21 protein-coding genes and 1 tRNA gene are annotated in these 25,416 nt (G+C 63.5%); 16 read left to right on the forward strand and 6 right to left on the reverse strand.

Features of this window, described 5'->3' with window-relative positions; all coding sequences use genetic code 11:
- A partial coding sequence (gene serB, locus RIF85_RS02775) for a phosphoserine phosphatase SerB (RefSeq protein ID WP_375164819.1) occupies positions 1-794 on the reverse strand: 794 nt, incomplete at its 3' end.
- Positions 795-960: 166 nt separating this feature from the next.
- On the opposite strand from serB, the gene RIF85_RS02780 reads away from it, so the two are divergent.
- The 5 genes from RIF85_RS02780 to RIF85_RS02800 all read left to right on the forward strand — a co-directional run bounded on the left by RIF85_RS02780 (position 961) and on the right by RIF85_RS02800 (position 4,895).
- The gene (locus RIF85_RS02780) at positions 961-1,746 is read left to right on the forward strand and encodes an ABC transporter ATP-binding protein (protein ID WP_309070387.1); all 786 of its coding nucleotides are present in this window, start codon (positions 961-963) and stop codon (positions 1,744-1,746) included.
- A gap of 18 nt (positions 1,747-1,764) precedes the next feature.
- Positions 1,765-2,541 (forward strand): sulfite exporter TauE/SafE family protein, encoded by a 777-nt coding sequence (locus RIF85_RS02785; RefSeq protein ID WP_309070388.1) that lies wholly within the window; start codon positions 1,765-1,767, stop codon positions 2,539-2,541.
- A 1-nt stretch (position 2,542) separates the two neighbouring features.
- Positions 2,543-3,355 (forward strand): RNA methyltransferase, encoded by an 813-nt coding sequence (locus RIF85_RS02790; RefSeq protein ID WP_309070389.1) that lies wholly within the window; start codon positions 2,543-2,545, stop codon positions 3,353-3,355.
- 120 nt (positions 3,356-3,475) lie between these two features.
- The gene (locus RIF85_RS02795; RefSeq protein ID WP_309070390.1) at positions 3,476-3,730 is read left to right on the forward strand and encodes a type B 50S ribosomal protein L31; all 255 of its coding nucleotides are present in this window, start codon (positions 3,476-3,478) and stop codon (positions 3,728-3,730) included.
- 91 nt (positions 3,731-3,821) lie between these two features.
- Positions 3,822-4,895: a biotin/lipoate A/B protein ligase family protein gene (locus RIF85_RS02800; protein WP_309070391.1), complete on the forward strand. Its 1,074-nt coding sequence runs from the start codon at positions 3,822-3,824 to the stop codon at positions 4,893-4,895.
- A 3-nt stretch (positions 4,896-4,898) separates the two neighbouring features.
- Here the strand turns inward: RIF85_RS02800 and pepN are convergent, their stop codons facing one another.
- Positions 4,899-7,556: an aminopeptidase N gene (pepN, locus tag RIF85_RS02805; protein WP_309070392.1), complete on the reverse strand. Its 2,658-nt coding sequence runs from the start codon at positions 7,554-7,556 to the stop codon at positions 4,899-4,901.
- A 118-nt stretch (positions 7,557-7,674) separates the two neighbouring features.
- On the opposite strand from pepN, the gene RIF85_RS02810 reads away from it, so the two are divergent.
- The 3 genes from RIF85_RS02810 to RIF85_RS02820 are packed head-to-tail and all read left to right on the forward strand — an operon-like array spanning position 7,675 to position 11,046.
- A complete protein-coding gene (locus RIF85_RS02810; protein WP_309070393.1) occupies positions 7,675-9,279 on the forward strand; it encodes a circularly permuted type 2 ATP-grasp protein in 1,605 nt (534 codons plus the stop codon).
- Complete coding sequence (locus RIF85_RS02815) at positions 9,272-10,198, forward strand: alpha-E domain-containing protein (protein ID WP_309070394.1); 927 nt, start codon at positions 9,272-9,274, stop codon at positions 10,196-10,198. The genes RIF85_RS02810 and RIF85_RS02815 overlap by 8 nt, the downstream gene beginning before the upstream one ends.
- Positions 10,195-11,046 (forward strand): transglutaminase family protein, encoded by an 852-nt coding sequence (locus RIF85_RS02820; protein WP_309070395.1) that lies wholly within the window; start codon positions 10,195-10,197, stop codon positions 11,044-11,046. The genes RIF85_RS02815 and RIF85_RS02820 overlap by 4 nt, the downstream gene beginning before the upstream one ends.
- Positions 11,047-11,116: 70 nt before the next feature.
- On the opposite strand, the gene glgC is transcribed toward RIF85_RS02820, so the two are convergent.
- Positions 11,117-12,355 carry a glucose-1-phosphate adenylyltransferase gene (glgC, locus tag RIF85_RS02825; RefSeq protein WP_309070396.1) on the reverse strand — a complete coding sequence of 413 codons (1,239 nt, stop codon included), beginning with the start codon at positions 12,353-12,355 and terminating at the stop codon, positions 11,117-11,119.
- An 86-nt stretch (positions 12,356-12,441) separates the two neighbouring features.
- Here glgC and glgA point away from each other — a divergent pair, with 86 nt between their 5' ends.
- On the forward strand, positions 12,442-13,635 hold the full coding sequence (gene glgA, locus RIF85_RS02830) for a glycogen synthase (protein ID WP_309070397.1): 1,194 nt from the start codon (positions 12,442-12,444) through the stop codon (positions 13,633-13,635).
- Here the strand turns inward: glgA and RIF85_RS02835 are convergent.
- Positions 13,632-15,719, reverse strand: coding sequence for an acyl-CoA dehydrogenase (locus RIF85_RS02835; protein WP_309070398.1), 2,088 nt, complete (start codon positions 15,717-15,719; stop codon positions 13,632-13,634). The genes glgA and RIF85_RS02835 overlap by 4 nt on opposite strands.
- The gene (locus RIF85_RS02840) at positions 15,716-16,435 is read right to left on the reverse strand and encodes a TetR/AcrR family transcriptional regulator (protein ID WP_309070399.1); all 720 of its coding nucleotides are present in this window, start codon (positions 16,433-16,435) and stop codon (positions 15,716-15,718) included. Before RIF85_RS02840 ends, RIF85_RS02835 begins: the two co-directional genes overlap by 4 nt.
- Before the next feature lie 111 nt (positions 16,436-16,546).
- Here RIF85_RS02840 and RIF85_RS02845 point away from each other — a divergent pair, with 111 nt between their 5' ends.
- The 7 genes from RIF85_RS02845 (at position 16,547) to RIF85_RS02875 (ending at position 24,094) form a co-directional block, all read left to right on the forward strand.
- On the forward strand, positions 16,547-17,887 hold the full coding sequence (locus RIF85_RS02845) for an acetyl-CoA C-acetyltransferase (RefSeq protein WP_309070400.1): 1,341 nt from the start codon (positions 16,547-16,549) through the stop codon (positions 17,885-17,887).
- A gap of 2 nt (positions 17,888-17,889) precedes the next feature.
- A complete protein-coding gene (locus RIF85_RS02850) occupies positions 17,890-19,233 on the forward strand; it encodes a 3-oxoacyl-ACP reductase (protein WP_309070401.1) in 1,344 nt (447 codons plus the stop codon).
- A complete protein-coding gene (locus tag RIF85_RS02855; RefSeq protein ID WP_309070402.1) occupies positions 19,233-20,159 on the forward strand; it encodes a MaoC family dehydratase in 927 nt (308 codons plus the stop codon). The genes RIF85_RS02850 and RIF85_RS02855 overlap by 1 nt, the downstream gene beginning before the upstream one ends.
- 156 nt (positions 20,160-20,315) lie before the next feature.
- Entirely contained in the window at positions 20,316-21,281 is a 966-nt protein-coding gene (locus RIF85_RS02860) for a hypothetical protein (protein ID WP_309070403.1), read from the forward strand.
- A 101-nt stretch (positions 21,282-21,382) separates the two neighbouring features.
- Positions 21,383-22,621: an aminotransferase class V-fold PLP-dependent enzyme gene (locus RIF85_RS02865; protein WP_309070404.1), complete on the forward strand. Its 1,239-nt coding sequence runs from the start codon at positions 21,383-21,385 to the stop codon at positions 22,619-22,621.
- A gap of 71 nt (positions 22,622-22,692) precedes the next feature.
- A tRNA-Leu gene (locus tag RIF85_RS02870) sits at positions 22,693-22,776 on the forward strand.
- A 307-nt stretch (positions 22,777-23,083) separates the two neighbouring features.
- Positions 23,084-24,094 carry a 1-aminocyclopropane-1-carboxylate deaminase gene (locus tag RIF85_RS02875; protein ID WP_309070405.1) on the forward strand — a complete coding sequence of 337 codons (1,011 nt, stop codon included), beginning with the start codon at positions 23,084-23,086 and terminating at the stop codon, positions 24,092-24,094.
- 559 nt (positions 24,095-24,653) lie between these two features.
- On the opposite strand, the gene RIF85_RS02880 is transcribed toward RIF85_RS02875, so the two are convergent.
- Positions 24,654-25,256 (reverse strand): DUF6318 family protein, encoded by a 603-nt coding sequence (locus tag RIF85_RS02880; RefSeq protein WP_309070406.1) that lies wholly within the window; start codon positions 25,254-25,256, stop codon positions 24,654-24,656.
- Positions 25,257-25,416 lie beyond the last annotated feature (160 nt).

The following is a 25,416-nucleotide window of genomic DNA, read 5'->3' on the forward strand; positions in this document are numbered from 1 at the left end:
TTGGCGTTGAAGGCAACGCCAAGCCCGGCCGCCGCCAGCATGTCGAGGTCGTTGGCTCCGTCGCCCACGGCGACCGTGCGTTCGAGCGGAATGCCGGCTGCCTCGGCCCAGGCGCGCAGGCAACGCTCCTTCTCCGCACGGTCCACGACCGGGCCGATGACCGAACCCGTCAGGGTCCCGGCATCCACACCGAGTTCGTTGGCCTTGGCATGGGTGAGCTTCAGCCGCGCAGCGAGCGGCTCCAGAATCTGGCTGAACCCACCCGAGACGACCGCCACGAGATGGCCCGCGTCAAGGAACGCCTCCACGAGATGTTCGGCTCCCTCACTCAGTTCAATCCGGGTGCCGACGTCCTCGATGACGCCTTCGGCCAGCCCGGCGAGCACAGACACCCGTGCGTGCAGGCTTTGGGCGAAATCGAGTTCTCCGCGCATCGCTGACTCTGTCACCGCCGCCACCTCGGCCTCTCGGCCGGCGTGTGCAGCAAGGAGCTCGATGACCTCCTGTTTTATCAGCGTTGAGTCCACATCCATGATGAGAAGCTTGGTTCCCTCGCTGAGGAGCGCGGGAGGTACAACGGCAATTCCAATGTCGTCGGAGATCAGCGGAGCGAGCGCGGTCCGCAACGTATCGATGTCGTTGTCCGAACTGACAGTCAGGCTGGAAACCTGATACCTGCCGCCGTTGTCCGTACTTTCGCCGACGACGACGGCGCCCGTCGTTTGCATGGCGCGGCGCACCTTTGATTGATGCGAATCCTCCAGTCGGGTGCCGTAGCTGACCACCCTGAACATCTCCGTCACGTGCGCGCATGGCCTTTCATCGGTCCGACTCTCACCTGTCATTATGATGCTCAGCGCAGTGGCCGTGAAACCGGCGCAGGGCGGGGTCTAACGGGTGCGTCACGTCCTGACGGTTGATTTAACGTTCAAGGCCGCACTTGGCCTAGTGTCTACTGTCATGAGTGATGTTCTGGAACTCTCCGGGGTAAGCCTTGTCCGTGGAGGGAAGGCGCTCCTGGACGACGTCGACTGGCAGGTCCGCGAAGGTGAGCGCTGGGTGGTCATGGGACCGAACGGTGCCGGCAAGACGACCCTGCTGCAGATCGCTGGTGCCCGGATTCATCCCACCCGCGGGGTCGCCGGAATACTCGATGAAGTGTTGGGCGCCGTCGACGTCTTTGAGCTGCGCCCGAGGATCGGCCTCGCCTCCGCTGCGCTGGCCTCGCAGATCCCTGAACACGAAACCGTTCTCAACGTTGTGGTCACGGCCTCGTACGGAGTGACCGGGCGCTGGCGTGAGCAGTACGAAAAGCTGGACGAGCGTCGAGCCTTCAAGCTGCTCGACACCTGGGGTGTGTCCACGCTGATGAACCGCCCGTTTGCTTCCCTGAGTGAGGGTGAGCGCAAGCGCGTGCAGATAGCACGTGCCCTAATGGCCGACCCCGAACTCCTGCTGCTGGACGAGCCCGCTGCCGGCCTGGACCTGTCCGGGCGGGAGGACCTCGTCGCGCGCCTGAGCGAACTGGCCGCAGATGAGGATTCACCCGCGATTGTCCTGGTAACCCACCACCTTGAAGAGGTGCCGCCGGGCTTCACCCACGCCATGCTGATGCGGGAAGGCGCCGTGGTGGCAGCTGGACCCATCGGCGAGGTTCTAGTTGCAGACCTCTTGAGTGAGGCGTTCGACATGCCCCTCCAGGTCACGCATCGGGACGGCCGCTACAGTGCCGTAGCCCGCTCCTAGCGGACCGGTACGAACTTCGTGGACCTACTGCGCGACGGCCTGATCCTCCTCGGTGGCCTTTGGGCCGGAACCATCAACACGATCGTCGGCTCCGGAACCCTGGTGACCTTCCCCATCCTCGTGGCTCTGGGCTACGCACCGGTGACGGCCACCATCAGCAACGCGATGGGGCTCGTGGCCGGTAACGTATCCGGCGCGTGGGGGTACCGGGAGGAGCTGAAGGACCACAGAAGAACCCTCGCAAAGCTCTTGCCCGCTTCCTTGCTCGGCGGCATCACCGGTGCCGCCCTGCTCCTGAACCTTCCGGAGACGGTCTTCGAGATCGTCGCGCCGTTCCTGATCGTCGTTGCCCTGGGGTTCGTGATCTTCCAGCCGAAGCTGCAGCGCTGGGTCCGCCGTCGTGCGGAATCGAAACCGCCTACCCGGTCCCACCCGCTCGCATTGACGGTGCTGGTATTCCTGGCCGGCGTGTACGGCGGCTACTTCGTCGCAGCGCAGGGCATCCTGCTCGTCGGCATCCTTGGTGTCTTTCTGCACGGCACCATGCAATCGGCCAACGCGATGAAAAACGTGCTGGTGCTGGGCGTGAACCTTATTGCGGCCGTTTCCTACATGATCTTCGCCTTCGACCGGATCGAGTGGTGGGTTGTTCTGCTCATTGGCATCGGCTCCCTGATCGGCGGCATCATCGGTTCAAAGGTCGGCCGTCGGCTTTCCCCCGTGGTGCTACGCAGCGTGATCGTCATCCTTGGCCTGGTTGCCCTCTACGCGATGATCGCGCGGCTGGTGAGCTAGGTTGCCGCTGGAAATACTCACTGACGCGTCAGATCCCCGCGTCACCGATTACACCGGCCTCACCGACACCCAGCTGCGTCGGCGGCGGGAACCGGCGGAGGGCCTCTATATCGCCGAAAGCACGAAGGTGCTCCGCAGGGCGATCGACGCCGGTCATACTCCTCGTTCCTTCTTCCTGACGGACAAGTGGCTGCCGGATCTCGAGGACGTCCTTGGCCGGTTTCCGGACGTGCCCGCCTACGTTGGCTCTGAGGCCGTACTCGAGGAGATCACCGGTTTCCATCTGCACCGCGGAGCGCTGGCGGCCATGAACCGGCCCGCCCCGCGCGGCGTGGAAGACGTTCTGCGCGAAGCGCACCGCGTCGTCGTGCTTGAGGACATGGTGGATCACACCAATCTTGGCGCCGTGTTCCGCTCCGCTGCGGCGCTCGGCATCGACGCGGTCCTGGTTACTCCGCGATGCGCGGATCCTCTGTACCGCAGGGCAATCCGCGTCAGCATGGGAACCGTATTCCAGGTCCCCTGGGTCAGGCTTGAATCCTGGCCGGACAGCATCAGCACCCTGCGCGACCTCGGTTTCCTGGTCGCAGCGCTGGCCCTTGAGCCAGGGTCGATCGAATTGCAGGAGCTGTCACAGCGAAACCCTGAACGCCTTGCTCTAGTCCTCGGTACTGAAGGTGAGGGGCTCTCTCCACAGACCATCGAAAGCTCGGATCTCATCGTCCGTATTCCCATGAGCAATGCCGTCGACTCGCTCAACGTTGCAGCAGCGGGGGCCGTCGCCTTCTGGGAGTGCCGCCGTCGTACCGGCTGACCGGCGGGCGCTTTTACGGATCGGGAGCAGGTGCGGTAGAGTTGGTTGCTGGCCTGCGGGCCGCCAACTTTCACATCACCGGTGTCTGGCAAAATCCAGGCAACTACAGAAGGTACTCCTATGAAGTCTGATATCCACCCCAAGTACACAGCGGTGGTCTTCCGCGACCTCGCTTCCGAGAAGTCTTTCCTCACCCGTTCAACGGTCACCTCTGACAAGACCGTCGAGTGGGAAGACGGCAACACCTACCCGCTGGTAGAGGTGGAAATCTCCTCGGAGTCGCACCCGTTCTACACCGGCAAGCAGCGCATCATGGACTCTGCCGGTCGCGTTGAGCGCTTCAACCAGCGCTTCAAGGGCTTCGGCAAGAAGTAGCCTCGTTTAGTCTGCGCCGCTGGGCCCGAACCGGAATTTCCGGTTCGGGCCCAGCGCTTTAACCGAAGTACAAAGTGGCGGCAGGAGGATTATGGGAAAGGCATCAATGCGGCAGCATCACGGGGAGTTCAAGGTGCCGGGGGGCAAGCTGGTCGTCGCGGACACCGATGTCGTCGGCGGCAAGCTCAGCGGCGTATCCATCAACGGTGACTTCTTCCTGGAACCGGATGAGGCCCTCGACGACATCAATGCCGCCCTTGAGGGCCTGCCCGCCGACACCCTGCACGGAGACCTGGCATCGGCGATCCGCCGGAGGATACGCGCAGACGCGCAGCTGTTCGGATTCTCGCCCGAGGCGGTAGCCACGGCCGTCCGGCGAGCCCTCGGGAAGGCTTCATCGTGGGCGGATCATCAGTGGGAGATCATCCCTCCCACGCCTCTCTCCACGGCCATGCACGTAGCCATGGACGAAGTGCTGACGCGCGAAGTGGGAGCCGGCCGGAGGAATCCCACCCTGCGCTTCTGGGAATGGGAAAGCCCGTCCGTGGTCATCGGCAGCTTCCAGTCCGTGCGCAACGAGGTGGATGAGGAAGCCGTCCGCCGTCACGGTGTGAACGTGGTCCGTCGGATCAGCGGTGGGGGAGCGATGTTCATGGAGCATGGAAACGCCATCACGTACTCCCTCTACATCCCGCAGTCGCTGGTGGACGGGTTGAGTTTCGCTGATTCCTACCCCTTCCTCGACGACTGGGTCATGGAGGGATTGAGGCAACTCGGCATCTCGGCGTGGTACCAGCCGCTCAACGACATCGCCACTGACCTCGGCAAGATTGGCGGCGCGGCCCAGAAACGACTGAGCAACGGCGGCATGCTCCACCACGTGACGATGTCCTATGACATCGATGCCGACAAGATGCTCGAGGTCCTGAGGATCGGCCGGGAGAAACTCTCGGATAAGGGAATCAAGAGCGCAAAGAAACGGGTGGATCCTCTCCGCCGGCAGACGGGACTGGCCCGCGAGGAGATCATCCAGATACTGAGCGACACCTTCCGGAAGCGGTATCAGGCCACGGAGGGTTCGCTCAGTCCGGCGGAGATGTCGGCAGCGCAGTCTCTGGTCGAGGAAAAATTCGGTACCGACGAATGGCTCTACCGGGTTCCGTAGGCCTCACCCCGCAGAAGCCGGTTGCCCCTCCAGCCGACCGCGGGCACCTTCTCCGCTGGTTTGCACGGCCTGGGCGCGGAGTCGGCGCATCAGATGATCACGCTCCTCCAGCACAATTCGGCGCAGCGACTGTGGGGCATCGGCATGCTCATCCAGCCATGCGTCCGTCAGCTGCACCACGGGGTGGTCGACAGGTAGCTCGCCGGACTGGAGGTCCTGATGTGCAGGAAACAATCCGCGCACAATCCTGGCAGACATTTCGATCGGCAATTCGCGCCATACCCGGTCGATCTCATGGAAATAAGCGGCGACGTAGGGCTCGTGCAGCTCTTTGGGACCCTCCTGAAAGCCCAGGATGGTCGCGCTGAGCAACTCGTTGGAGAGCCTGTCGCCGAAGACCACTTCCTTCCAGGCCTTCGCCTTGACTCCCGCGTCCGGGAAGGCTGTGCAGGCGGTTGTGAAGCCGGAGCGTCCCGCTGCGGTGTGGTCGCGCTGCAATGCGGCTTCAAGCTCGTCGACTGTCGCAAGATTCTGTGCAGATAGCGCCTGCCAGAATTGCCATGTCAGGTCGTCGTCAATGACCAGTCCGTCAATCGACACGGATCCCTCCAGGAGCCCGCGCAGCAAGGGTGCGTGGACTGCGGTCTTTCGAGAGATCGCTGCGAGCGCGCGAGCCCACACCAACTGATGATCGGAGGCGGGTTCAGCGCTGCGGAGCCCACGCATCAGAAAGGCCGCGAACCGCTCACGCAGAGCCGGACGGTCCGCCGCGGGAGCATAGTGTTCAATGGCGTGCCGGGCGTTCTGGAGCAGCTGCTGAAGGACCCCCACGCCTTCCTCGGCTGGAGCAGTGCGCTCGACAGCGTTCACATAGTCGTTTGCGGTTAACAATGCGTCCCGCGTCGAGGACCAGAGAGCGGCCAGACAGACGGCCCGCGCCAATGGCTCCTCGAGACGATCGCCGGCGGCAAGGAGAGTTGTCAGGGAGCGCTCATCGAAAACAAGCTTTGCGTAGGTGAGGTCGTCGTCGTTGATCAGGAGGAGGTCGGGCTGCCGGCAGCCGACCAGTTCCGGAACTTCGGTTCGGGCGCCGTCCACCATCACGCTGTGGTAGGCGGTGCGGAGCAGCCTGCCGTTTACGTCCAGTGAGAAAAGACCCAACCGGATACGGTGCGGGCGGGGGGCCGATGTCCCGGTCACGGGGTCGTCGGCTCGCTGGAGGATCGCAACGGACGTGTACGCGCCGTCGCCGTCGGTGCGCACTTCGGCCTCCAGTTGCGGCACGCCGGAGGTCTGCAGCCAGCAGCGGGCCCACTCTGACATGTCCCTGCCGGAGGCGGCGCTGAGCGCACTCAGCAGATCGACCAGTGCCGTATTCGAGAAGGCATGCTCCCGGAAATAGGATCGTGCGGCCCTGGTGAATGCGTCGAACCCTGCATATGCGACCAGCTGCTTGAGTACCGATGCGCCCTTGGCGTAGGTGATGCCGTCGAAGTTGAGCTTCGCAGCCTCCAGATCGACAATATCGGCGACGATCGGGTGAGTTGACGGGAGCTGGTCCTGGAGGTAGGCCCAGGACTTCCGGCGCGTGGCGAACGTGACCCAGGACGTAGCGGATCCCAGTGCTTCCGCAACCGCAAGTGCTCCCGAGAAGTCGGCGAAGGACTCCTTCAGCCACAGGTCGTCCCACCAGGTCATTGTCACAAGGTCGCCGAACCACATATGGGCCATCTCGTGCATGATCGTGTTGTCGCGCGCCTCGTATTGGGCATGGGTAGCCCGGGAAGTGAAGACGTAGGACTCCGTGAAGGTCACCAGCCCCGGATTCTCCATGGCGCCAAGGTTGTACTCAGGCACAAAAGCCTGATCGTACTTCCCAAAGGGATAGGGGTAGCGAAACAGGTCATGAAAGTACGTCAAACCGCGCCGGGTCGTGTCGAAGATGCGCTCTGCGTCCAGGTGTTCAGCGAGCGAACGGCGGCAGAAGAGCGACAGAGGGATCGTCAGTACCTCGCCGTCACCGACGATCCCGGTCCAGCTATCCGTCACTGATGCGTACGGACCCGCAAGCACGGTCGTGATGTAGGTGGAGATGCGCTCGGTGGGCTTGAAGTGCCAGGTGGCCGAACCGTCGTCGTGCTGGTCCCGGCTGTTCTCGGAACCGTTGGAGGCGACCGTCCAGGATTCGGGCGCGCGGACGTGAAAGCTGAAGGATGCCTTGAGGTCGGGCTGTTCGAAGCAGGCGAACACGCGCCGTGCGTCCGCCGGTTCGTACTGGGTGTAGAGGTAGGTTGCATCGTCGGCTGGGTCCTGGAAGCGGTGCATGCCCTCACCGCTTCGGCTGTAGAGGGCAGTCCCCTCCACGATGACGGTGTTCCGCGCTGCAAGATTCGGAAGAAGAATGCGTGCGCCGTCGACTGCCTGCACTGGATCGAGGACCTCGCCATTGAGGATGACGGCCGCGATGCCGGAGTGGATGAAATCGAGGAAGGTGCCCGCGCCGGGGGTCGAGCAGTCGAAGGTGATTTCCGTACGGGAGGAGAAACCGGGGTTCTGACGGTCTTCGGCCGTGCGCAGGTCGAGCGCTACATCGTAGCTGGTGACGCTGATGATTGCTGAGCGGCCGGCCGCCTCATCGCGGCGCAGATTTTCGTTGTGCACCGGCCTATTCAACCACGGCCCGCCCAGGACCTACCGTGGAGACGGAACGGGCGGTTGCCGAAGACCCGGAGCGTCGCGCCGGTAGGTAAACAAGGCCGATGCATGGCAATGTGGTGCCATGTCCGAGCTCTTTGAAGACTATGCAACAGCGGCCCGCCGTACGGTCGCCTACGACGAAATGTTCGATGGCGCGAACCTTCCACGCACGGAATACCGACCGGTCGCGGCCGCCCTTGGGGAGCTCAACCTCGCCGATGTGACGGCCCGGGCAGATTCGATGGCCCGGACGTTCCTCGATCGCGGAGTAACCTTCGATTTCGCGGGGGAGGAGCGCCCGTTCCCACTGGATATCGTGCCGCGCGTCATCGCCGGGTCGGACTGGGACCATCTCGAGCGGGGAGTCGCCCAGCGGGTCCGTGCGTTGGAGGCCTTCCTGAACGATGTCTACGACAAGATGGCCGTTGTCAGCGACGGCGTCATTCCCCGTCGCCTGATCACCTCCTCGGCCCACTTTCACCGTGAAGTTGCCGGGTTCGACCCCGCAGGCGGGGTGCGGGTACACATCTCCGGTATCGATGTGGTGCGCGACGACGAGGGCACCTTCCGCGTCCTTGAAGACAATGTGCGGGTCCCCAGCGGAGTCAGTTACGTCTTGGAGAACCGGCGCGCGATGGCGAAGGGCCTTCCCGAAGCGTTCGGCCAGCAGCACATCCGGCCGGTCGAGGAGTACCCGCGGCGCCTGTTGGCCGCGCTGCGCAAAACCGCGCCTCCCGGCGTGGAGGATCCTACCGTCGTCGTCCTGACACCCGGCGTCTTCAATTCGGCCTACTTCGAGCACACCTTGCTCGCCGGCCTCATGGGGGTCGAACTGGTTGAGGGACGGGACCTCATCTGCAGGGGCAACAGGGTGTACATGCGTACCACCGCCGGTGAACAGCGTGTCGATGTGATCTACAAGCGAATTGATGATGAGTTCCTTGACCCCCTTCAATTCCGGGCAGACTCCGTGCTCGGCTGCCCCGGCATCGTCAACGCGGCGCGGGCCGGGATGGTGACGATCGCAAATGCAGTAGGCAACGGCGTCGCCGATGACAAGCTGGTTTATACATACGTTCCGGACCTGATCCGTTACTACCTCAGCGAGGAACCGATCATTGCCAACGTCGATACCTTCCGGCTGGAGGAGCCGGCGGCACGGGAAGAGGTGCTCGACCGGCTCGATGAACTCGTCGTCAAACCCGTGGACGGTTCCGGCGGCAAGGGGCTGGTCATCGGTCCCGACGCGACTGCCGACGAACTGAATGCGCTTCGCGGGCGTATCCTCGCCGATCCCCGCGGATGGATCGCGCAACCTGTCCTGCAGTTGTCCACCGTACCCACCATGTCCGGCGGTCAATTCAGTCCCCGTCACGTGGATCTGCGGCCCTTCGCAGTCAATGACGGCGAAAACGTGTGGGTCCTGCCCGGTGGTTTGACGCGGGTGGCCATGAAGGAAGGCTCGCTCATCGTGAATTCAAGCCAGGGAGGGGGTTCGAAGGACACCTGGGTGGTCGACGGACAGGCCGACAGCCCCGCCGCTGCGCCGGAGTTGATTCCCCTGAGGGAGCGTGTCAGTGTCTGGCCGGTTGAGACGGGATGGCGCGACCGCCAGCCTGAGCAACAGCAGCAGCAACAGCAACAGCAGCAACGCGATCGCGAGGAGGAGGTGTCGGGCGATGCTTAGCCGGATCGCAGAGTCCCTGTTCTGGATTGGCCGGTACGTCGAGCGCGCCGACGGGACAGCACGAATCCTCGATGTTCACCTTGAGCGGCTCAACCAGATGCCGCGCCCCGTCCAAAGTGACGTGTCGCGCCAATTGCTCGGCGTTATGGGCAGCCGGCCGCAGACCGAGGACTTCGGCCTGCCCGAGCTTCTCGAAGCGTTGGCTTTCGACCGGAGCAGCGCGACCTCGATCGCCGGTGCACTTGGGGCCGCCCGTGAGAACGCACGCCGGGCAAGGGAAACTGTTTCGGGCAGCGTCTGGGAGGGATTGAACACCACTTGGTACGGGCTCACCCAGCACCGGAAGGACGTTGTCGGAACCTACCGCTTCTGCCACTGGGTTCTTGAACGCACGGCCATGGTCCGTGGCCTTTCAGACACCACCATGAGTCATGACGAAAGCTGGCAGTTCCTCGTGCTGGGAAGAAGCCTCGAACGGGCCGACATGACCGCGCGGATGCTCTCCACGAGGGACGTCCACGCCTCGGGTCTGTCCTGGGTGAATATGCTGCGCTGCGCCGGAGCCTACGAGTCGTTCCTCCGCACCCGCAGGGCTTCCTTCGGTGAGCAGCACGCGGCGCAGTTCCTGCTGCTGGACCGCCTCTTCCCGCGGTCAATCATGTACGCGCTGAGCGACGCTGAGAAGTGCCTGGCGAAACTGAACCCCGAGTATCAGCGGGTTGGCTTCATCAACGATGCAAGCCGGATTGTCGGCCAGGCGCGCACGTTCCTTGAGTTCCATCAGACGGACGATCTGATGTCGGAACTGCCGGAGCACATGGAAAGAGTTCAGAAAGCGTGCGCACGTGCGTCCGACGCCGTCGCACGCACGTATTTCTCGCAGGCAGCGGAGCTGTCCTGGGTGGGGGAGGTCTCATGACCCGTTTGCTGATCGAACACCGCACGGGGTACGACTACCTGCGCCGCGTCTCACTGTCGTACAACGAAGCCCGCATGACTCCGCTCACGGATTCCCAGCAGGTGGTCCTGGAGTCCACCATCAGCCTGAACCCCACCAGCGCGGCCATGGCGACCTACCGGGACTACTGGGGCACGCGGGTGACCTCATTCGATGTGCAGGTTCCGCACGATCGACTCGAAGTATCCGCCCGGACGCTCGTCGAGGTGAGCCGCACTGAACGAATTCCCTCACCGGAGGAAGTGGTGAGCTGGGAGGATTTGCGGTCCGACGACGTCGTAAACGACTACGCGGACTGGTTGCCGCACACCCATCTGACCAAGCCGAATGACGAGATTCGCGCTTTGGCAAGCGAGGTAACCGATGGCCAGGATCCGCACACCGCGGCTCACTCCGTCTTCGACTGGCTGAAGGGCGAGATGCAGTACGTGCAGGGAGTCACGGGTGTTCAATCCAACGCGCGTGATGCGTGGGCTGAACGTCAGGGCGTGTGCCAGGATCTCGCGCATGTCGCGATAGGCGCGCTCCGCAGCCTTGGCATTCCGGCCCGATACATTTCGGGTTATCTCCATCCGCGCAGGACGGCGGCCGTCGGGGAAGCAGTAGCCGGCCAGTCACATGCCTGGGTCGAATGGTGGGACGGCGAATGGCGCGGCTGGGATCCGACCAACAGCGGTCCGGTCAGTGACTTCCACGTATCCGTGGCGCGCGGCCGCGACTACCGGGACGTCTCGCCGCTCAAAGGCATCCTCTCGGGCGGCGGCGGGTCCACGCTCAACGTGACGGTCGAGATCAAGCGCGTAGCCTAAGCAGGGCAGCCGCCCTGGTGGCGGCTGCCCTGCTTGGGAATATCCCGGATTCGAACTACCTCAGGGGCGGCTACTCCACCATCTGGCCCTTGCTGAGGATGGTGAGGCCTGAATCCGTCACCGTGAATCCACGGCTGAGGTCGAGCTCCCTGTCGACGCCGATCTTGGCCCCGGGCGGTACGTGAACGTTCTTGTCGATGATTGCCTTGTGAACTACAGCTCCCGCTCCGATCGTCACGTGGTCGAGCAGGACCGAGCCTGCGACGTCCGCGCCCTCGTCGACGAACACATCCGTCGCCAGCACCGAGCCCTGGACCGAACCACCCGAGATCACGACGCCGTTCGACACGATCGAATCGTGTGCCACGCCGGAGACGCCCGTGGCGCTGCGAACGAACTTGGCAGGCGGGGAAATGCTCTGGCGGGTGTAGATCGGCCACTCGAGGTTGTAGAGGTTGAACAGCGGCAGTGGAGTGATGAGATCCATGTTCGCTTCGTAATAGGAGTCGAGAGTGCCGACGTCGCGCCAGTACTGGCAGTCCCGGTCCGTCGATCCTGGGATCTCGTTCCTGGTGAAGTCATAGACGGCGGCGTCTCCACGCTCCACGAAGTGGGGGATGATGTCGCCGCCCATATCGTGCTTGGTGTTCAGGCGCGCAGCGTCGATTTCCAGAGCTTCGATGAGCGCGTCGGTATTGAAAACGTAGTTGCCCATGGATGCCAGGAAGCTGTCCGGGTCATCCGGCAGGCCGGGTGTGGATTCAGGCTTCTCGACGAAGGCCGAGATCCGGTCGGGATCGCTGGAGTCCAGCTCGATTACTCCGAACTGGTTCGCGAGGTGCAGCGGCTGCCGAACCGCCGCGACGCTGACCGATGCTCCGCTCTTGATATGCGCCTGCACCATCTGCTCGAAGTCCATGCGGTAAACGTGGTCGGCACCGATCACGACGACGATGTCCGGCCGGGCATCGTGAATGAGGTTCAGGGACTGGTAGATGGCGTTCGCGCTTCCAAGGAACCAGCTCTTGCCCCGTCGCTGCTGTGCCGGTACCGACGCGATGTACTGCTGCAGCTGTGTGGACATCCGCCAGGTCTCGGAGATGTGCCGGTCGAGGCTGTGCGACTTGTACTGGGTAAGCACCACGATCTGCAGATAACCGGAATTGACCACGTTGGATAGCGCAAAATCAATCAGGCGGTACGGTCCCGCGAATGGCACCGCAGGCTTTGCGCGGTCCGCAGTCAGGGGCATCAACCGTTTTCCTTCGCCGCCTGCCAGTACTACCGCCAGCACTTTTTTGACTGCCACGGTTCAAACCCCTTCCGCTCGTCCTTGAGTATGACCTCGTTCGACTCACACTAGAGGACTGGCCCGCCCTGCACTACGTTGGAAACGTGCGAATAGACATTGTGACAAAAGAGTTCCCGCCGGAAATCTACGGTGGAGCAGGTGTTCACGTCGCGGAACTGGCTCGTGTGCTGGCCGGGCGTGTCGATCTGGCTGTGCACTGCTTCGGCTCCGCCCGCCCCGAGGACTACCACGGTGCTCGCGTGAGCACCTACGGAGTGCCGGATGGACTTGCAGCTGCGAACGCTGCGGTCCAGACTCTTGGCACAGACCTGTCCATCCTTCAGGGCATCGCGGGCGCTGATCTGGTTCACTCGCACACCTGGTACGCAAATATGGCGGGTCACCTCGCGTCGCTTCTTCATGGGATTCCGCACGTCCTGAGCGCGCACAGCCTGGAACCGCTGCGTCCCTGGAAAGCGGAGCAGCTCGGCGGCGGATATGCCCTCTCATCCTGGGTGGAGAAGACGGCCTACGAGGCCGCGGCGGCTGTCATCGCTGTTTCGGACGGTATGCGCCAGGACATCCTGCGCTGTTACCCGGACGTTGATCCGGCAAAGGTTCAGGTGGTCCACAACGGCATTGACACCGCAGCGTGGTCGGCGGACCACAATGACGACGCCGTCCGGTCGCTGGGCATCGATCCCGGCAAGCCAAGCGTGGTCTTCGTGGGACGGAACACGCGGCAGAAAGGCGTTCCCTATCTGTTGCGCGCGGCGGCGAAGTTACCCGCCGATGTGCAGCTTGTGCTGTGCCTTGGCGCCGCGGACACGCCGGAACTGGCCGCCGAGACCGCCCGGCTAATCGATGAGCTGCAGGCGCAGCGCGGCTCGGTCATCCTGATCGAGCGGATGCTCCCGCGACCTGAACTCATCCAGGTGCTCAGCCATGCCACTGTCTTCGCCTGCCCCTCAATTTATGAGCCGCTGGGGATCGTGAACCTCGAGGCCATGGCGTGCGGCGCCGCAGTGGTGGCAAGCGCCACGGGAGGCATCCCGGAGGTCATCGAGGACGGCATCACCGGTACGCTCGTTCCGCTCGAACAGGTTCAGGATGGAACCGGAACTCCGCTTGACCCGGACGGGTTCGTGAATGATTTCGCGGAGGCTCTAAATGTCCTCGTCGCGGATCCCGCACGCGCCCGCGCCATGGGTGAGCGCGGACGCGTCCGGGCGGAAGAGCATTTCTCGTGGGACTCCATCGCTGAGTCCACCCTCAACGTCTACCGCTCGGTGCTCTAGCGGGTCTCGGCCCTCCGCTCGATGAGGATCTTCTCGTCGAGCGGGGCGTCTGGGCTCGCCCGCAGGATGCGGGCGTAATTCCGGGACTCCTCCTGGCGCTCCCGTTCTGCGCCGGTTGCGATGGCCGCGCGCAGGTGCTCGGGACCGTAACCGAACGCGTCAACCAGATCCACGGCGTGTGGGCGAAGCTTCAGCAGCAGCCGGTTGATGTACGGACCGAGCGTTCTGGCGCGCTGCGCCGAGAGCCGACCGTTCATCAGGTACCACCCGAGGTTGTCCTCGATGAGGCACAGTCCGAAGAGGTCACGGAGCCAGGTGAGGACCTGGCGTGTACCGGCGTCCTCGGTGCGGGCAAGGGCCGCGGTAAACGCCTCCCACTGCAGCAGCTCCGCGTGGGCGCGGGCAGCCTCGATGAGTTCGTGCTGGTGCTGATTGAAGACCTCCGCCGCTTGGGCGGGAGGAAGCCGGCGTGCTCCCCGCAGCGCCCCGGCCAATTCCCCGACCATGGTGTCGACCCTGCCGCAGAGCAGTTCGTGCTGGGTGTCCTCGTCCCGAAGTGCGATCGCTGATTTCCGTTCGGAGCCGGTGTCGACCACGGTTTGGAGAACCCGGCGCAGACCGGTCCTGTGCAGCGTGCGGTCAGCGGCCTGAGTAGCAACGAAGCGGGCCAACACGCCGAAATCGACTCCCTGGAACTCCTTGGCGTAGTCCGCAAGCAGGCGCTTGGCAACGAGCTGCAGCAGGACGTTGTTGTCCCCCTCGAACGTTGCATACACGTCGAGGTCCGCGCGCAGCGAGGTGTACCTGTTCTCGGTAAGGAATCCCGCACCGCCGCTGGCTTCCCGGCACTCCTGCAGCGTGTCGAGCGCGTGCCACGTGGATAGCGGCTTCAGCGCCGCCGCCAGCGTCTCCAGATCCTGGCGGTCCTCATCGGTTGCATGCTTACCGGAGAACACGCCGTCGAACTTCTCAAGCAACTCTTCATGTGCGAAAGACGCGGCATACGTAGTCGCCAGCCGGGGGAGGAGCCTGCGCTGGTGGAGCTGATAATCGAGAAGGACTTCCTCGGACAGTTCCGAAGACGTCGTGAACTGGCGGCGCTCCACCGAGTACTGGATGGCCGTTTTCAGCGCCAGCTTGCTGGCAGCCACCGCAGCACCGTCGAGGGAAACCCGGCCCTGGACCAGAGTGCCCAACATGGTGAAGAAGCGCCTGCCGGGCGACTCGATCGGGGAGGTGTACGTTCCGTCCTCGCTGACGTTCCCATACCGGTTGAGGAGGTTGGCACGTGGGACCCGGACATGCGTGAAGTGCAACCGGCCGTTGTCGATCCCGTTCAGTCCGCCCTTGAGTCCGTCGTCTTCACCCCCGATTCCTTCCAGGAAATTCCCCTCCTCGTCGCGCAGTGGCACATACAGCGCATGCACGCCGTGATTAACCCCGCGGGTGATGAGTTGTGCAAAGACGACGGCGGCCCTTCCGTCGTTGGCCGCGTTACCTATGTAGTCTTTCCAGGCCGCGCGAAACGGCGTATGAAGATCGAAATCGCCGTTCTCGGAGTCGAAGGTGGCGGTGGTGCCGATGCTCGAGACATCCGAGCCGTGTCCGGTTTCGGTCATCGCGAAGCAGCCCGGGATTTCCATGTTCATGATGCCCGGGAGCCACCGACGGTGATGTTCATCGGTTCCGAGGTGCAGGACTGCCGCTCCGAACAGGCCCCACTGCACACCCGCCTTGATCTGGAGCGACGGGTCGGCGACCACCAGCTCCTCGAAGCCGGCGATGTTGCCGCCGTGGTCATCGGATCCACCCAGCTCCGTGGGGAAAGCCCGGTGGACGGCCTTGTTCTGAACAAGCACGTGGAGCTGTTCAAGACAGCGTGCTCGATGCTCAGCGCTGGTGGCGCCCTCAACCTTGTGCAGGGCGGGATCCCCTGCGAGCGCACGCGCCGTCCGGCGCGAGCCTGCCCAGCGTCCCAGCAACTGTTCGCCCAGGGCTGCCACGTTGACGACGGCGGCGTCGTCGTCATGGATTGGGAGGGTGGCTGGTACCGAGATCTCAGGACGTGTGGCTGTTTGGGTCATGATCCATCCTTTGAAAGGGGGCTGCGAAGAGAGGTAGGTGCGAGAGAAGCCTGCGGCACTGCGGTGGCGATACCGTCGAAGAGCCAGGCGGTGAGGGAATCAGCGAGGTCGGATTCACTGGGACGGTCAGGCCCCGGGGGTACCGACAGCCACTGCTCTCCTGCTGCGCGGACCATGCCGATTGCCGCACGGGGCCAGAATGTAAGTGGCTGCGGAACGGCGGGCCCGGCAGGGTCGTCCGCCAGATATCGCTCCATGGGACTTGCGAGCATCGTGGAGATCGCGTCGAAGAATGTGCTGAGCGTGGGGGAGCTCTCAAGTGCGGAACCTGCGTCCTGCGCCGGCTGCGTCACGAACATGTAGACGTTCGGTGAGGACTCGGCCATCTGCAGGTACGCGGAGACCATCGCACGCAGACCGTCCCTGGGCGTACTGGCCTGCCGGGCCGCCTCAATCAGTTGCTCCTGCATCCGACCGACGACAACCTCGCCCATTGCACGCTGCAGCCCTGCCTTGTCCCCGAAGTACCGGTAAAAGACGGACTTGGACGTCTCTGCTGCCGAAGCAATCTCCTCCATGGAGGCGCCCGGGCCGATTCTGTGTACTGCTTTGCGTGCGGTCCTGATGAGTGCCGCGCGGCGGGCTTCACGATGCTTGGACCATCGGCTGGAGCGTCCGTCCGCAAGCGGGCGCACATGGGCAGTGAGCTGATTCACGATACTCAGCGTATCAGGTACGCTGGGTATCGATAACTTACCGGGTCTGCCGCATGAGAGTCAGTCGGGCAGGACCTCTTTTCCACGCAAAAGCGCCAGCCAAGGAGCAGCATGAACTCCCTTCCCACCCAACAGGACTCCACGCCCGAGAGCGACCGCAGTGTCCCAGCGCAGCCGCGGGCCGCCGTCGTGATCGGAGGGAACCGCATCCCGTTCGCTCGGTCTGGCGGACAGTACGCCTATGCCTCCAATCAAGAGATGCTGACGGCGGCGTTGGACGGCCTCGTGGCGCGCTTCGGGCTACAGGGCGAGCGCATCGGCGAGGTGGCGGCGGGTGCCGTCCTGAAGCACTCCCGTGACTTCAACCTCACGCGCGAAGCGGTCCTGGGATCAGCGCTCGCCGCGAATACGCCCGCATACGATGTGCAGCAGGCCTGCGCCACCGGTCTCGAAACCGTGGTCGGCCTTTCCAATAAGATCAAGCTCGGGCAGCTCGAATCGGGCATCGCCGGGGGCGTTGACTCGGCATCGGACGCACCGGTGGCGGTGAGCGAGGGGCTGCGGCGCGTATTGCTCGACCTCTCGAGGGCTAAGAGCACTATCCAGAAGCTTGCAGCGTTGCGCGGACTTCGCCCCGCGGACCTGTTGCCGAATGCTCCGACAACATCGGAACCCCGTACCGGACTCTCGATGGGCGAGCACCAGGCAATCACCACAGCCCGCTGGAACATCAGCCGGGAGGCTCAGGATGAGCTGTCGCTGGCCAGCCACAGGAACATGGCGGCGGCCTATGACCGTGGATTTTTCGATGACCTCGTCACGCCGTTCCGCGGGGTGTCCAGGGACGCCAACCTCCGCGCTGATACGTCTCTCGAGAAGCTTGGCTCCCTCAAGCCGGTGTTCGGGCGCACTCTCTCCGCAGATGCGACCATGACCGCCGGCAACTCAACCCCGCTGACCGACGGCGCGGCGGTCGTTCTACTGGGTTCCGAGGATTACGCCCGCCAGAACAATCTGCCGATGCTCGCCAATGTCGTTGATGCGGAGGCGGCAGCTGTTGACTTCGTAGACGGGAAGGAAGGCCTGCTGATGGCGCCGGTCTACGCCCTGCCACGCTTGCTCCAGCGGAACAACATGAGCCTGGCCGACTTCGACTTTTTCGAAATCCACGAGGCATTCGCCAGCACCGTCCTCACCAGTCTTGCGGCCTGGGAAGATGAAGACTTTTGCCGTACACAGCTGGGGTTGCCCGGCGCCCTCGGGAGCGTCGACCGTACCAAGCTCAACGTCAACGGATCATCCCTCGCTGCCGGACATCCCTTCGCCGCGACCGGCGCCCGTATCGTTGCTTCCCTGGCCAAGACGCTGGCTGAAAAGGGGTCGGGCCGCGGTCTTATCTCTGTCTGTGCCGCCGGCGGTCAGGGCGTCGTCGCGATCCTCGAGGCGCGCTGATCATGACGGACACGTACCTCAAGCTCGTCAATGCCAAGCCATTCAGCCAGTTTGCGAAAACGGCAGGCCTGCCACGACCCGTGCCGCTCCGGCGTCACGCTCCCGGTGCGCCGCTGGTTCCCGGTCCGGTTCTCGTACTCGGTAGGTCGCCGGGCACCCAGACCGTAGCCACCACACTGCTCGGCTGGGATCTGGATGTCCGTCGGCACCTACGCCCCAAGGAGAAACTGGGGGCGGTGGTCGTAGTGCTCGACGATGTCGCGGATCCCGCCCAGTTGGCAGGTCTCTTCCTGGAAGTCGGCTCCGTCGTTCGCCAACTCCTGCCCGGCGGGCGCATCGTGACGATCTCCCGGCCCGCAGCAGGCAGCACCGAACCTCGGGTTGCCTCCGCACGTAACGCCGTCGAGGGTGCATTGCGCAGTCTTGCGAAGGAGCTGCGCGCCGGTGCCACCGCTAACGGGGTCCTGCTCGACGCTGACGTGGACGTGGAAGCGCCCAGCGTCGGTGCGACACTCGAGTTCCTCCTTTCCGGCAAAAGTGCCTACGTCGACGGACAGTTCGTCACCGTGGAAACGTCCGACGGCGCTGCGCACCATCAACGCTCCGATGCTCCGCTCGCTGGGAGAACCGCCGTCGTCACGGGCGCCGCGCGGGGAATCGGCGCTGAGATCGCCAAAGTTCTTCGCCGCGACGGAGCCCAGATCATCGCCGTGGACGTGCCGGCCGCGGGCGAACACCTTGCCCTGGTTGCGAACGAGGTGGGAGGCACGGCCCTGCAGGTCGATGTCACGGCACCCGATGCTGCAGAGCGGATCCTCAATCACGCCGCCACCCGTTACGGCAGGCTGGACATCATGGTGCACAACGCAGGGATCACCCGCGATCGCCTGCTGGCGAATATGGACCCGGCACGGTGGAACTCCGTCATGGCGGTGAATCTTGAATCGCAACTGCGCATCAACGAGAAGCTCCTCGCCGCTGACGGGTTCAGCGCCGACGGCAGCATCGTCTGCCTCGCGTCCACCAGCGGGATTGCAGGCAACCGCGGCCAGACAAACTATGCCGCGTCGAAGGCCGGCGTGATGGGGATGGTCAGGTCCACGGCCAACTCACTGGCCGGATCCGGGCGCACTATCAACGCCGTCGCACCGGGGTTCATCGAAACCGACATGACCGCGAAGATCCCCTTCGCCACGCGTGAAGTGGCGCGTCGTCTGAGCAGCCTCCAGCAGGGTGGGCTCCCTCTGGACGTAGCCGAAGCCGTGTCCTTCCTCGCGTCTCCGGGTGCCTCGGGAATCAGCGGCCAGGTATTGCGCGTTTGCGGTCAAAACCTGGTCGGTGCGTGATGGATCGCTTGCTTCAGGAACCGCCGCCCCTCCCCGCCCTCTACGCGAAGGCGCTGATACGTCCTGCGCAGACCGCCCTGCGGTTACGGAAGCCGTCAACCGCACTTCCCGATGTCCGTCACCGGGTGGAGAACGTCACTGCGACGCCGGAGAAGGTAGCCGCCTTTCAAGGGCTAATGGGCCGGTTCCAATCTCAATTCCTGCCATCGGGATACGTTCACACGCTCGCTTTCCCAGTCGCGGTCAGCGTGCTGGCCCGCCGCGACTTTCCTCTTCCGTTACTCGGCATGATCCATCTTCGCAACGAGGTCCGCCATCTTCATCCGATTGCCATCGATGAACGTCTCAGCGTGACGGCACGGGTGGAGAAGCTGTTGCCCCACCGCAGCGGGACGATGGCTGACGTCGTGGTCGATGTGGAAGCTGCCTCCCAACTTGTGTGGAGCGGACGGTCCACCTATCTGGCGAAAGGCGTTCAAGCCGCTGCGCCAGGAACAGACAGCAGTGACCCTGCCGTGACCGATCGCACAGCGGAGGATGTCCCCGATTATCCGACACGTGTTTGGACATTGGACGGCGGCATTGGGCGCAGTTATGCGGCTGTGTCGGGAGATTACAACCCGATTCACCTCAGCGTTGCGTCCTCGCGGATGCTCGGGATGAAGCGACCTATCGCGCACGGGATGTATCTTGCGTCGCGCATGGTCGCCGAGATCGGACCGGACGAGTCATCGCCGTTCCAGTGGACGATCGACTTCCGGGCGCCCGTCACGTTGCCGTCCAGGGTGCTGCTCTCGGCACAGGTGGAGAGATCGTCCACTTCGGACTGGCTGGGTGCCGAGGTGACCGCGTGGGATCCGAAACGCCGTCGTACTCACTTCTCAGGGCGGCTGGAACGATTGCACCGGCAAGCCGGCGCGGAATAGTTGCACACCGGCTCTTCCACGTCCAGAGGGAGCGGTTGAATCACCACCACTTTCAGGTCAGTTGGCTCCCGGACCTGTGAAGGCGGTTCCGAACAGTGGAGACTCCAGATGTCAGCTACCGCTGACTGCTCACCACTGATCGAAACGAGGAATTTCGTGAACTCACGAGGTTTGAAGGCAGCCGTTTTCGCAGCATCGACGCTGATGGCTTCGGCACTTCTGTCCGGCGGGGCCGCCCAGGCCGCTCCGCAGGTGCCAATGAAGGCGCCGGCAGCATCCATCTCGCACACCCAGGTCGACTCGCAGGAAGCACTCGAGGCGTACTGGACGCCGGAACGGATGAAGAGCGCGAAGCCGGGCAACACCATCAACTCCCAGGGCTGGGGCGAGCAGGGCCGCTCGATCATGCCCAAGGCCGGCACTGAGGCGCAGGCCGCGCCCCAGCAGAAGGCAGCACCAAGCACGAGGGCAGGCAGCCCGGCTCCGGTCTCACATATCGGGAAGGTGTTCTTCACGCTCGGCGGCCAGAACTACGTCTGCTCAGCGAACTCCGTGCAGAGCACCAACCAGAGTACTGTCGCCACCGCTGGACACTGCACCTACGACATCAACGCAGGCTGGGCCAGCAAGTTTGTGTTCGTCCCGGCCTACAACAACGGCTCCGCACCCTACGGCATGTGGTCGGCCACTTCGCTGCACTCCACCACCGAGTGGGTGTCCCGGAACGACATCAGCTACGACGGCGCCTTCGCCGTCGTAGCTCCGTTGAACGGCCGGACCCTGACCGCCGCGGTAGGAGCGTCGAAAATCGGGTTCAATCTCGCCCGGGGCCTCACCTACACCGCCTATGGTTACCCGGCAGCCTCACCGTTCAACGGTGAGACCCTGAAGAGCTGTTACGGGACCGCATCGAGGGATCGGATCGGCGGCACCCAGTCACAGGGCATCCCGTGTGACATGACCGGCGGATCGTCCGGCGGCCCGTGGTTCATCGGATCCGGCTCGGGCGGCACCCAGAACTCCGTGAACAGCTTCGGCTACAACATCCAGAAGAACGTGATGTATGGCCCGTACTTCGGCAGCTCAATCCAGACCGCGTACTCCACGGCGTCGAACCGCTAACACGCACTTGCCACCATCGAAGGGCCGGCTTCCCCGCCGCGGGGAAACCGGCCTTTCGATGGTGTGATCTGCCCTACACCGCCCGCACTTACACTGATCTCATGACTCCCGACTCCCGGCTGGCGCTCGCCCGCAGTCTCGACGCCGAAGACCCGCTCGCGTCACGCCGCTCCCTGTTTGAAGGTCACGACGACGACGCTGTCGCGGCGTACCTTGACGGCAACTCGCTGGGACGGCCGCTCAAGGCGACCAGCGCCCGCCTCACGGAATTCGTACGCGATCAGTGGGGCGGGCGGCTCATCCGTGCCTGGGACGAGGATTGGCTGCAACTTCCGCAGAGGGTGGGGGACAGGATCGGCCGGATTGCACTCGGTGCCGCTCCGGGTCAGTGCGTGGTGGCCGATTCGACCAGCGTTCTCCTCTACAAGGTCATTCGCGCGGCCTGTGCCGCCCGCCCCGACCGTACCGAAATTGTGATTGAGCGGGACAACTTCCCGACCGACCGATTCATCGTTGAGGCCATCGCCGCCGACCGCGGGCTAACGGTTCGCTGGGTGGAGGTAGCGCCTGATGCCGGTCCGACGCTGGAGGGGGTGAGCAAGGCGCTCGGCCCAGACACCGCCGTCGTCGTGCTGAGTCATGTGGCGTACCGATCCGCGCACATAGCGGACATGGAAGCCATAACCCGCCTGACACACGACGCCGGAGCGCTCATCGTCTGGGACCTAAGCCACTCGGTGGGGTCGGTTCCGGTGCGGTTGGACGAGTGCGAAGCCGATTTTGCGGTCGGATGCAGCTATAAGTACCTGAACGGTGGGCCAGGAGCGCCTGCTTGGGCATACGTCGCAGCGCGACATCTGGCGGATCTCAGCCAGCCAATCCCCGGGTGGTTGGGAAGTGCGGATCCCTTTGGGATGGGGACGGGCTACCAGCCCGCAGACGGGATTCGCCGCATGGTCTCGGGTACACCGCCGATCCTGGGTATGCAGGCGCTGCAGGACATGCTGGACCTTCTGGAGGAAGTCGGCATAGAGGCTGTCCGTGCGAAGTCCTTGAAGCTGACTTCCTTCGCCGTCACCATCGTCGAGGACCTCATGGGGGCCGACGGGGTGCAGATTGCCTCACCCCGCGCTCCGGAGGAGCGCGGCAGCCACATCACGATTGACCATCCTGCCTTCAGCGGGATGATCTCGGAGCTCTGGCGCGACGGAATCATTCCCGACTTCCGTAATCCTCATGGCCTGCGTCTCGGGTTCTCACCCCTGTCGACGTCCTTCGAGGAGACTCTCGTTGGTATCGGATCAATTGCGGACAGACTCCGGTCGAGAGGTCTCGATTAAAGACTTCGGGCCTGATCGTGTTAGAGTTTTTCTCGCTGCTTCGAGCGATTCACTCCTCGAAAACATCACCTGCGCGGGTGGCGGAATGGCAGACGCGCTAGCTTGAGGTGCTAGTCCTCTTATTGAGGGTGGGGGTTCAAGTCCCCCTCCGCGCACAACAAAAACCCCGGGAAACCGGGGTTTTTTTGTGCCCTCAACCACGCGAAGTGCGTTCTCGACCACGTGTCTCCCGCCTCGACCGCTGGACGCCGCTTCAGTTTGGGTCGGCGCTGTATCTATTGGAGCCGACTTTTGCCAAAGGCGTGATGGAAAACCCGGGTACCCCCGAGCGAACCATTGGTACGGTGATGGGACCGTCCGCCGGGCTGGGTGTGAATCACCTGCCGTAGGCGAGTTTCTGATCGACGGGCGCTCAGTCTTCGTTTCGCTTGTGCTCCCGTCTCCTAGCGAAGGGACCTATCCATGGCTATCTCGGATTTTGACCGCTACCCCCTCACCTTCGGCCCTAGTCCGGTACATCATTTGCCTCGCCTGACGGCGCACCTGGGCGGAGCGCAGATCTGGGCAAAACGGGAAGACGTGAACAGCGGGTTGGCGTTCGGGGGGAATAAGACCCGCAAGCTTGAGTACTTCATCCCCGATGCGATCGCTCAGGGTGCAGACACCCTGGTATCTATCGGCGGGTACCAGTCCAACCACACACGCCAGGTCGCTGCAGTCGCAGCGAAGCTGGGCATGAAGGCACGTCTGGTCCAGGAAAACTGGGTGGAATGGCCCGATCCGCTCTCGGACCGGGTGGGAAACATCCTGCTCTCCCGGATAATGGGCGCCGACGTGCGGTTGGACAGCGCCGGTTTCGACATCGGAATCAGGGACAGCTGGAAAAGTGCCATCGAAGAGGTGAGGGCCGCCGGGGGCACTCCTTACGCGATTCCGGCAGGCGGCTCGGACCATAAACTCGGCGGGCTGGGCTTCGCGAATTGGGCGTATGAAGTAGAACAGCAGGAACGTGAGCTTGGCGTGTTCTTCGACACCATCGTTGTGTGCACAGTTACCGGCTCTACTCACGCGGGAATGATCGCGGGGTTCGCGGGACAGCAGAGGCCGCGTCGCGTCATCGGGATTGATGCGTCTGCCACCCTGCGGAAAACGCGCGAGCAGGTCGAACGAATAGCACGGAACACGGCAGAGCTGATAGGACTGGGCCGCGAACTCCGGGATGACGAGATCACTGTAATGGAAGGATGGGCCGGCGATCTGTACGGAATACCGGTCGAGTCAACGCTGGAAGCCATCAGGTTGGGCGCCTCGCTGGAAGCGATGATCACTGACCCCGTCTACGAGGGGAAGTCGCTGGCAGGCCTGATTGATTTGGTCAAGAGCAGAGATATCCCGGCCGGCAGCAACGTCCTGTATGCCCACCTCGGCGGCCAACTCGCTCTCAACGCCTACAGCGGCTTGTTTCGCTCCTGACTCCTTCGCCAACCCGTCCCAAGGAATCACCAAGCCTTCCAAAGCATCATTGAGCCGGGAGCAGCCGCCATGACCTGGCGAGAGTTCTCGCCGGGCGGGTTCGACGTACGCGCCTCCTGCATCGGACCCGTCCGGCTCCCCTCACAGCCGGGTGTGGGACATTTCTTCGGGTTACTGAAAGGTACTCTCAAGAAGCCCTCAAGCAATTCTCACGTCTGTAGAAGATTGCTTGACGCCTGAAGCTTCAGCAGAGGATCCTGAAAGTCCTGTAGCAGAGCGGGACTAATTGGGGCGGATATGGGAACAATCAAGTGCAAGACCTGTCCGAGCACGTGGACGGTCACAACGAGCAAGGCTGAGTCTGTCATCGCACAAAATCACACGTACCTGAACCCTGGCCATAGGACGGTCACGTTGTGGGAGGAACATGAGGACGAGGCACGCGCTTCCTGATCGATGAGTGTGTGAAGCCACCAACCTTGCGAATCGGTCCAACGAAAAAGCACCCACCCCCTGCGGTCGGCAGGGGGTGGGTGCTTTTTCGTGTCGAGGAGCAGGACTACTCCGCAGCAGGCAGTTCGGCGTCCGGAGTCTCCTCGAGGTACGTCGCTTTCCATTCGCCCTCCGTGTAGACCACGGTGGCCGAGTAGATCGAGCCGGCCGCGTCGAACGGACGTGTCTCCTGCGCCTCGCCCGACTCGTCGAACTCAGTGTAGGCACTCGGATTGACGGGGATCACAGCCTCAACTTCCACGCCCTCAGCGACCTCGTCGGCGGGGGTAGTGATGAGGATCTGCTTCACCTTGGGCTGCCCGCCAAGGATCCAACCGCCGTCGTCGTAGATGGCCTTGATCGATTCAGCATCGGCAACCGCCGCGTCAGCGCCGTCGAGGGACGCGAGCAGTGCTTCGATGTCGCCTGTCTGCAGGGCGTAGGACTTCAGTTCGAATACATGATGCAGAAATGCCTTGGCCCCATCGGCGGTTGACTCGCCCATGAGCTCATTGGTGGCAGGCTGCACGATGTTCGCTGCAGGAGCGCTTGAGCTTGCAGGGGTGGGCGCTGCCTCTGCTGGTGTGGCGGCAGATTCGGAGGACTCGCCGCAGGCGGTGAGCACAGCGAGGGCGACGACGGCGGTAGCCGCAATCTTGATGGTCTTCATGTTCTCCCCAGGGAAGGTAATTTGTGCGCCAGAGCGGCGCCGACGCCCAACAGACTAGCCGTAGCCTGAGGCAACAAGACGCAATTCACAGCGGAACGTGCTGCAAATCACACGATTCGGGTCCCGGCCCCGGTACTCATCGGTAGGCTGGAGTCATTCA

The organism is Arthrobacter sp., assembly GCF_031179385.1.
Classification (GTDB): Bacteria; Actinomycetota; Actinomycetes; order Actinomycetales; family Micrococcaceae; genus Arthrobacter_D.

What these genes read in the sequence shown, in the direction of transcription:
- RIF85_RS02880 (WP_309070406.1), bottom strand. Translation starts at nt 25,256, where the DNA reads ATGAAGACCATCAAGATTGCGGCTACCGCCGTCGTCGCCCTCGCTGTG.
- RIF85_RS02810 (WP_309070393.1), top strand. Translation starts at nt 7,675, where the DNA reads ATGTCCGAGCTCTTTGAAGACTATGCAACAGCGGCCCGCCGTACGGTC.
- RIF85_RS02855 (WP_309070402.1), top strand. Translation starts at nt 19,233, where the DNA reads ATGGATCGCTTGCTTCAGGAACCGCCGCCCCTCCCCGCCCTCTACGCG.
- RIF85_RS02845 (WP_309070400.1), top strand. Translation starts at nt 16,547, where the DNA reads ATGAACTCCCTTCCCACCCAACAGGACTCCACGCCCGAGAGCGACCGC.
- RIF85_RS02820 (WP_309070395.1), top strand. Translation starts at nt 10,195, where the DNA reads ATGACCCGTTTGCTGATCGAACACCGCACGGGGTACGACTACCTGCGC.
- RIF85_RS02815 (WP_309070394.1), top strand. Translation starts at nt 9,272, where the DNA reads ATGCTTAGCCGGATCGCAGAGTCCCTGTTCTGGATTGGCCGGTACGTC.
- RIF85_RS02835 (WP_309070398.1), bottom strand. Translation starts at nt 15,719, where the DNA reads ATGACCCAAACAGCCACACGTCCTGAGATCTCGGTACCAGCCACCCTC.
- RIF85_RS02780 (WP_309070387.1), top strand. Translation starts at nt 961, where the DNA reads ATGAGTGATGTTCTGGAACTCTCCGGGGTAAGCCTTGTCCGTGGAGGG.
- RIF85_RS02850 (WP_309070401.1), top strand. Translation starts at nt 17,890, where the DNA reads ATGACGGACACGTACCTCAAGCTCGTCAATGCCAAGCCATTCAGCCAG.
- RIF85_RS02865 (WP_309070404.1), top strand. Translation starts at nt 21,383, where the DNA reads ATGACTCCCGACTCCCGGCTGGCGCTCGCCCGCAGTCTCGACGCCGAA.
- RIF85_RS02795 (WP_309070390.1), top strand. Translation starts at nt 3,476, where the DNA reads ATGAAGTCTGATATCCACCCCAAGTACACAGCGGTGGTCTTCCGCGAC.
- RIF85_RS02800 (WP_309070391.1), top strand. Translation starts at nt 3,822, where the DNA reads ATGGGAAAGGCATCAATGCGGCAGCATCACGGGGAGTTCAAGGTGCCG.
- RIF85_RS02875 (WP_309070405.1), top strand. Translation starts at nt 23,084, where the DNA reads ATGGCTATCTCGGATTTTGACCGCTACCCCCTCACCTTCGGCCCTAGT.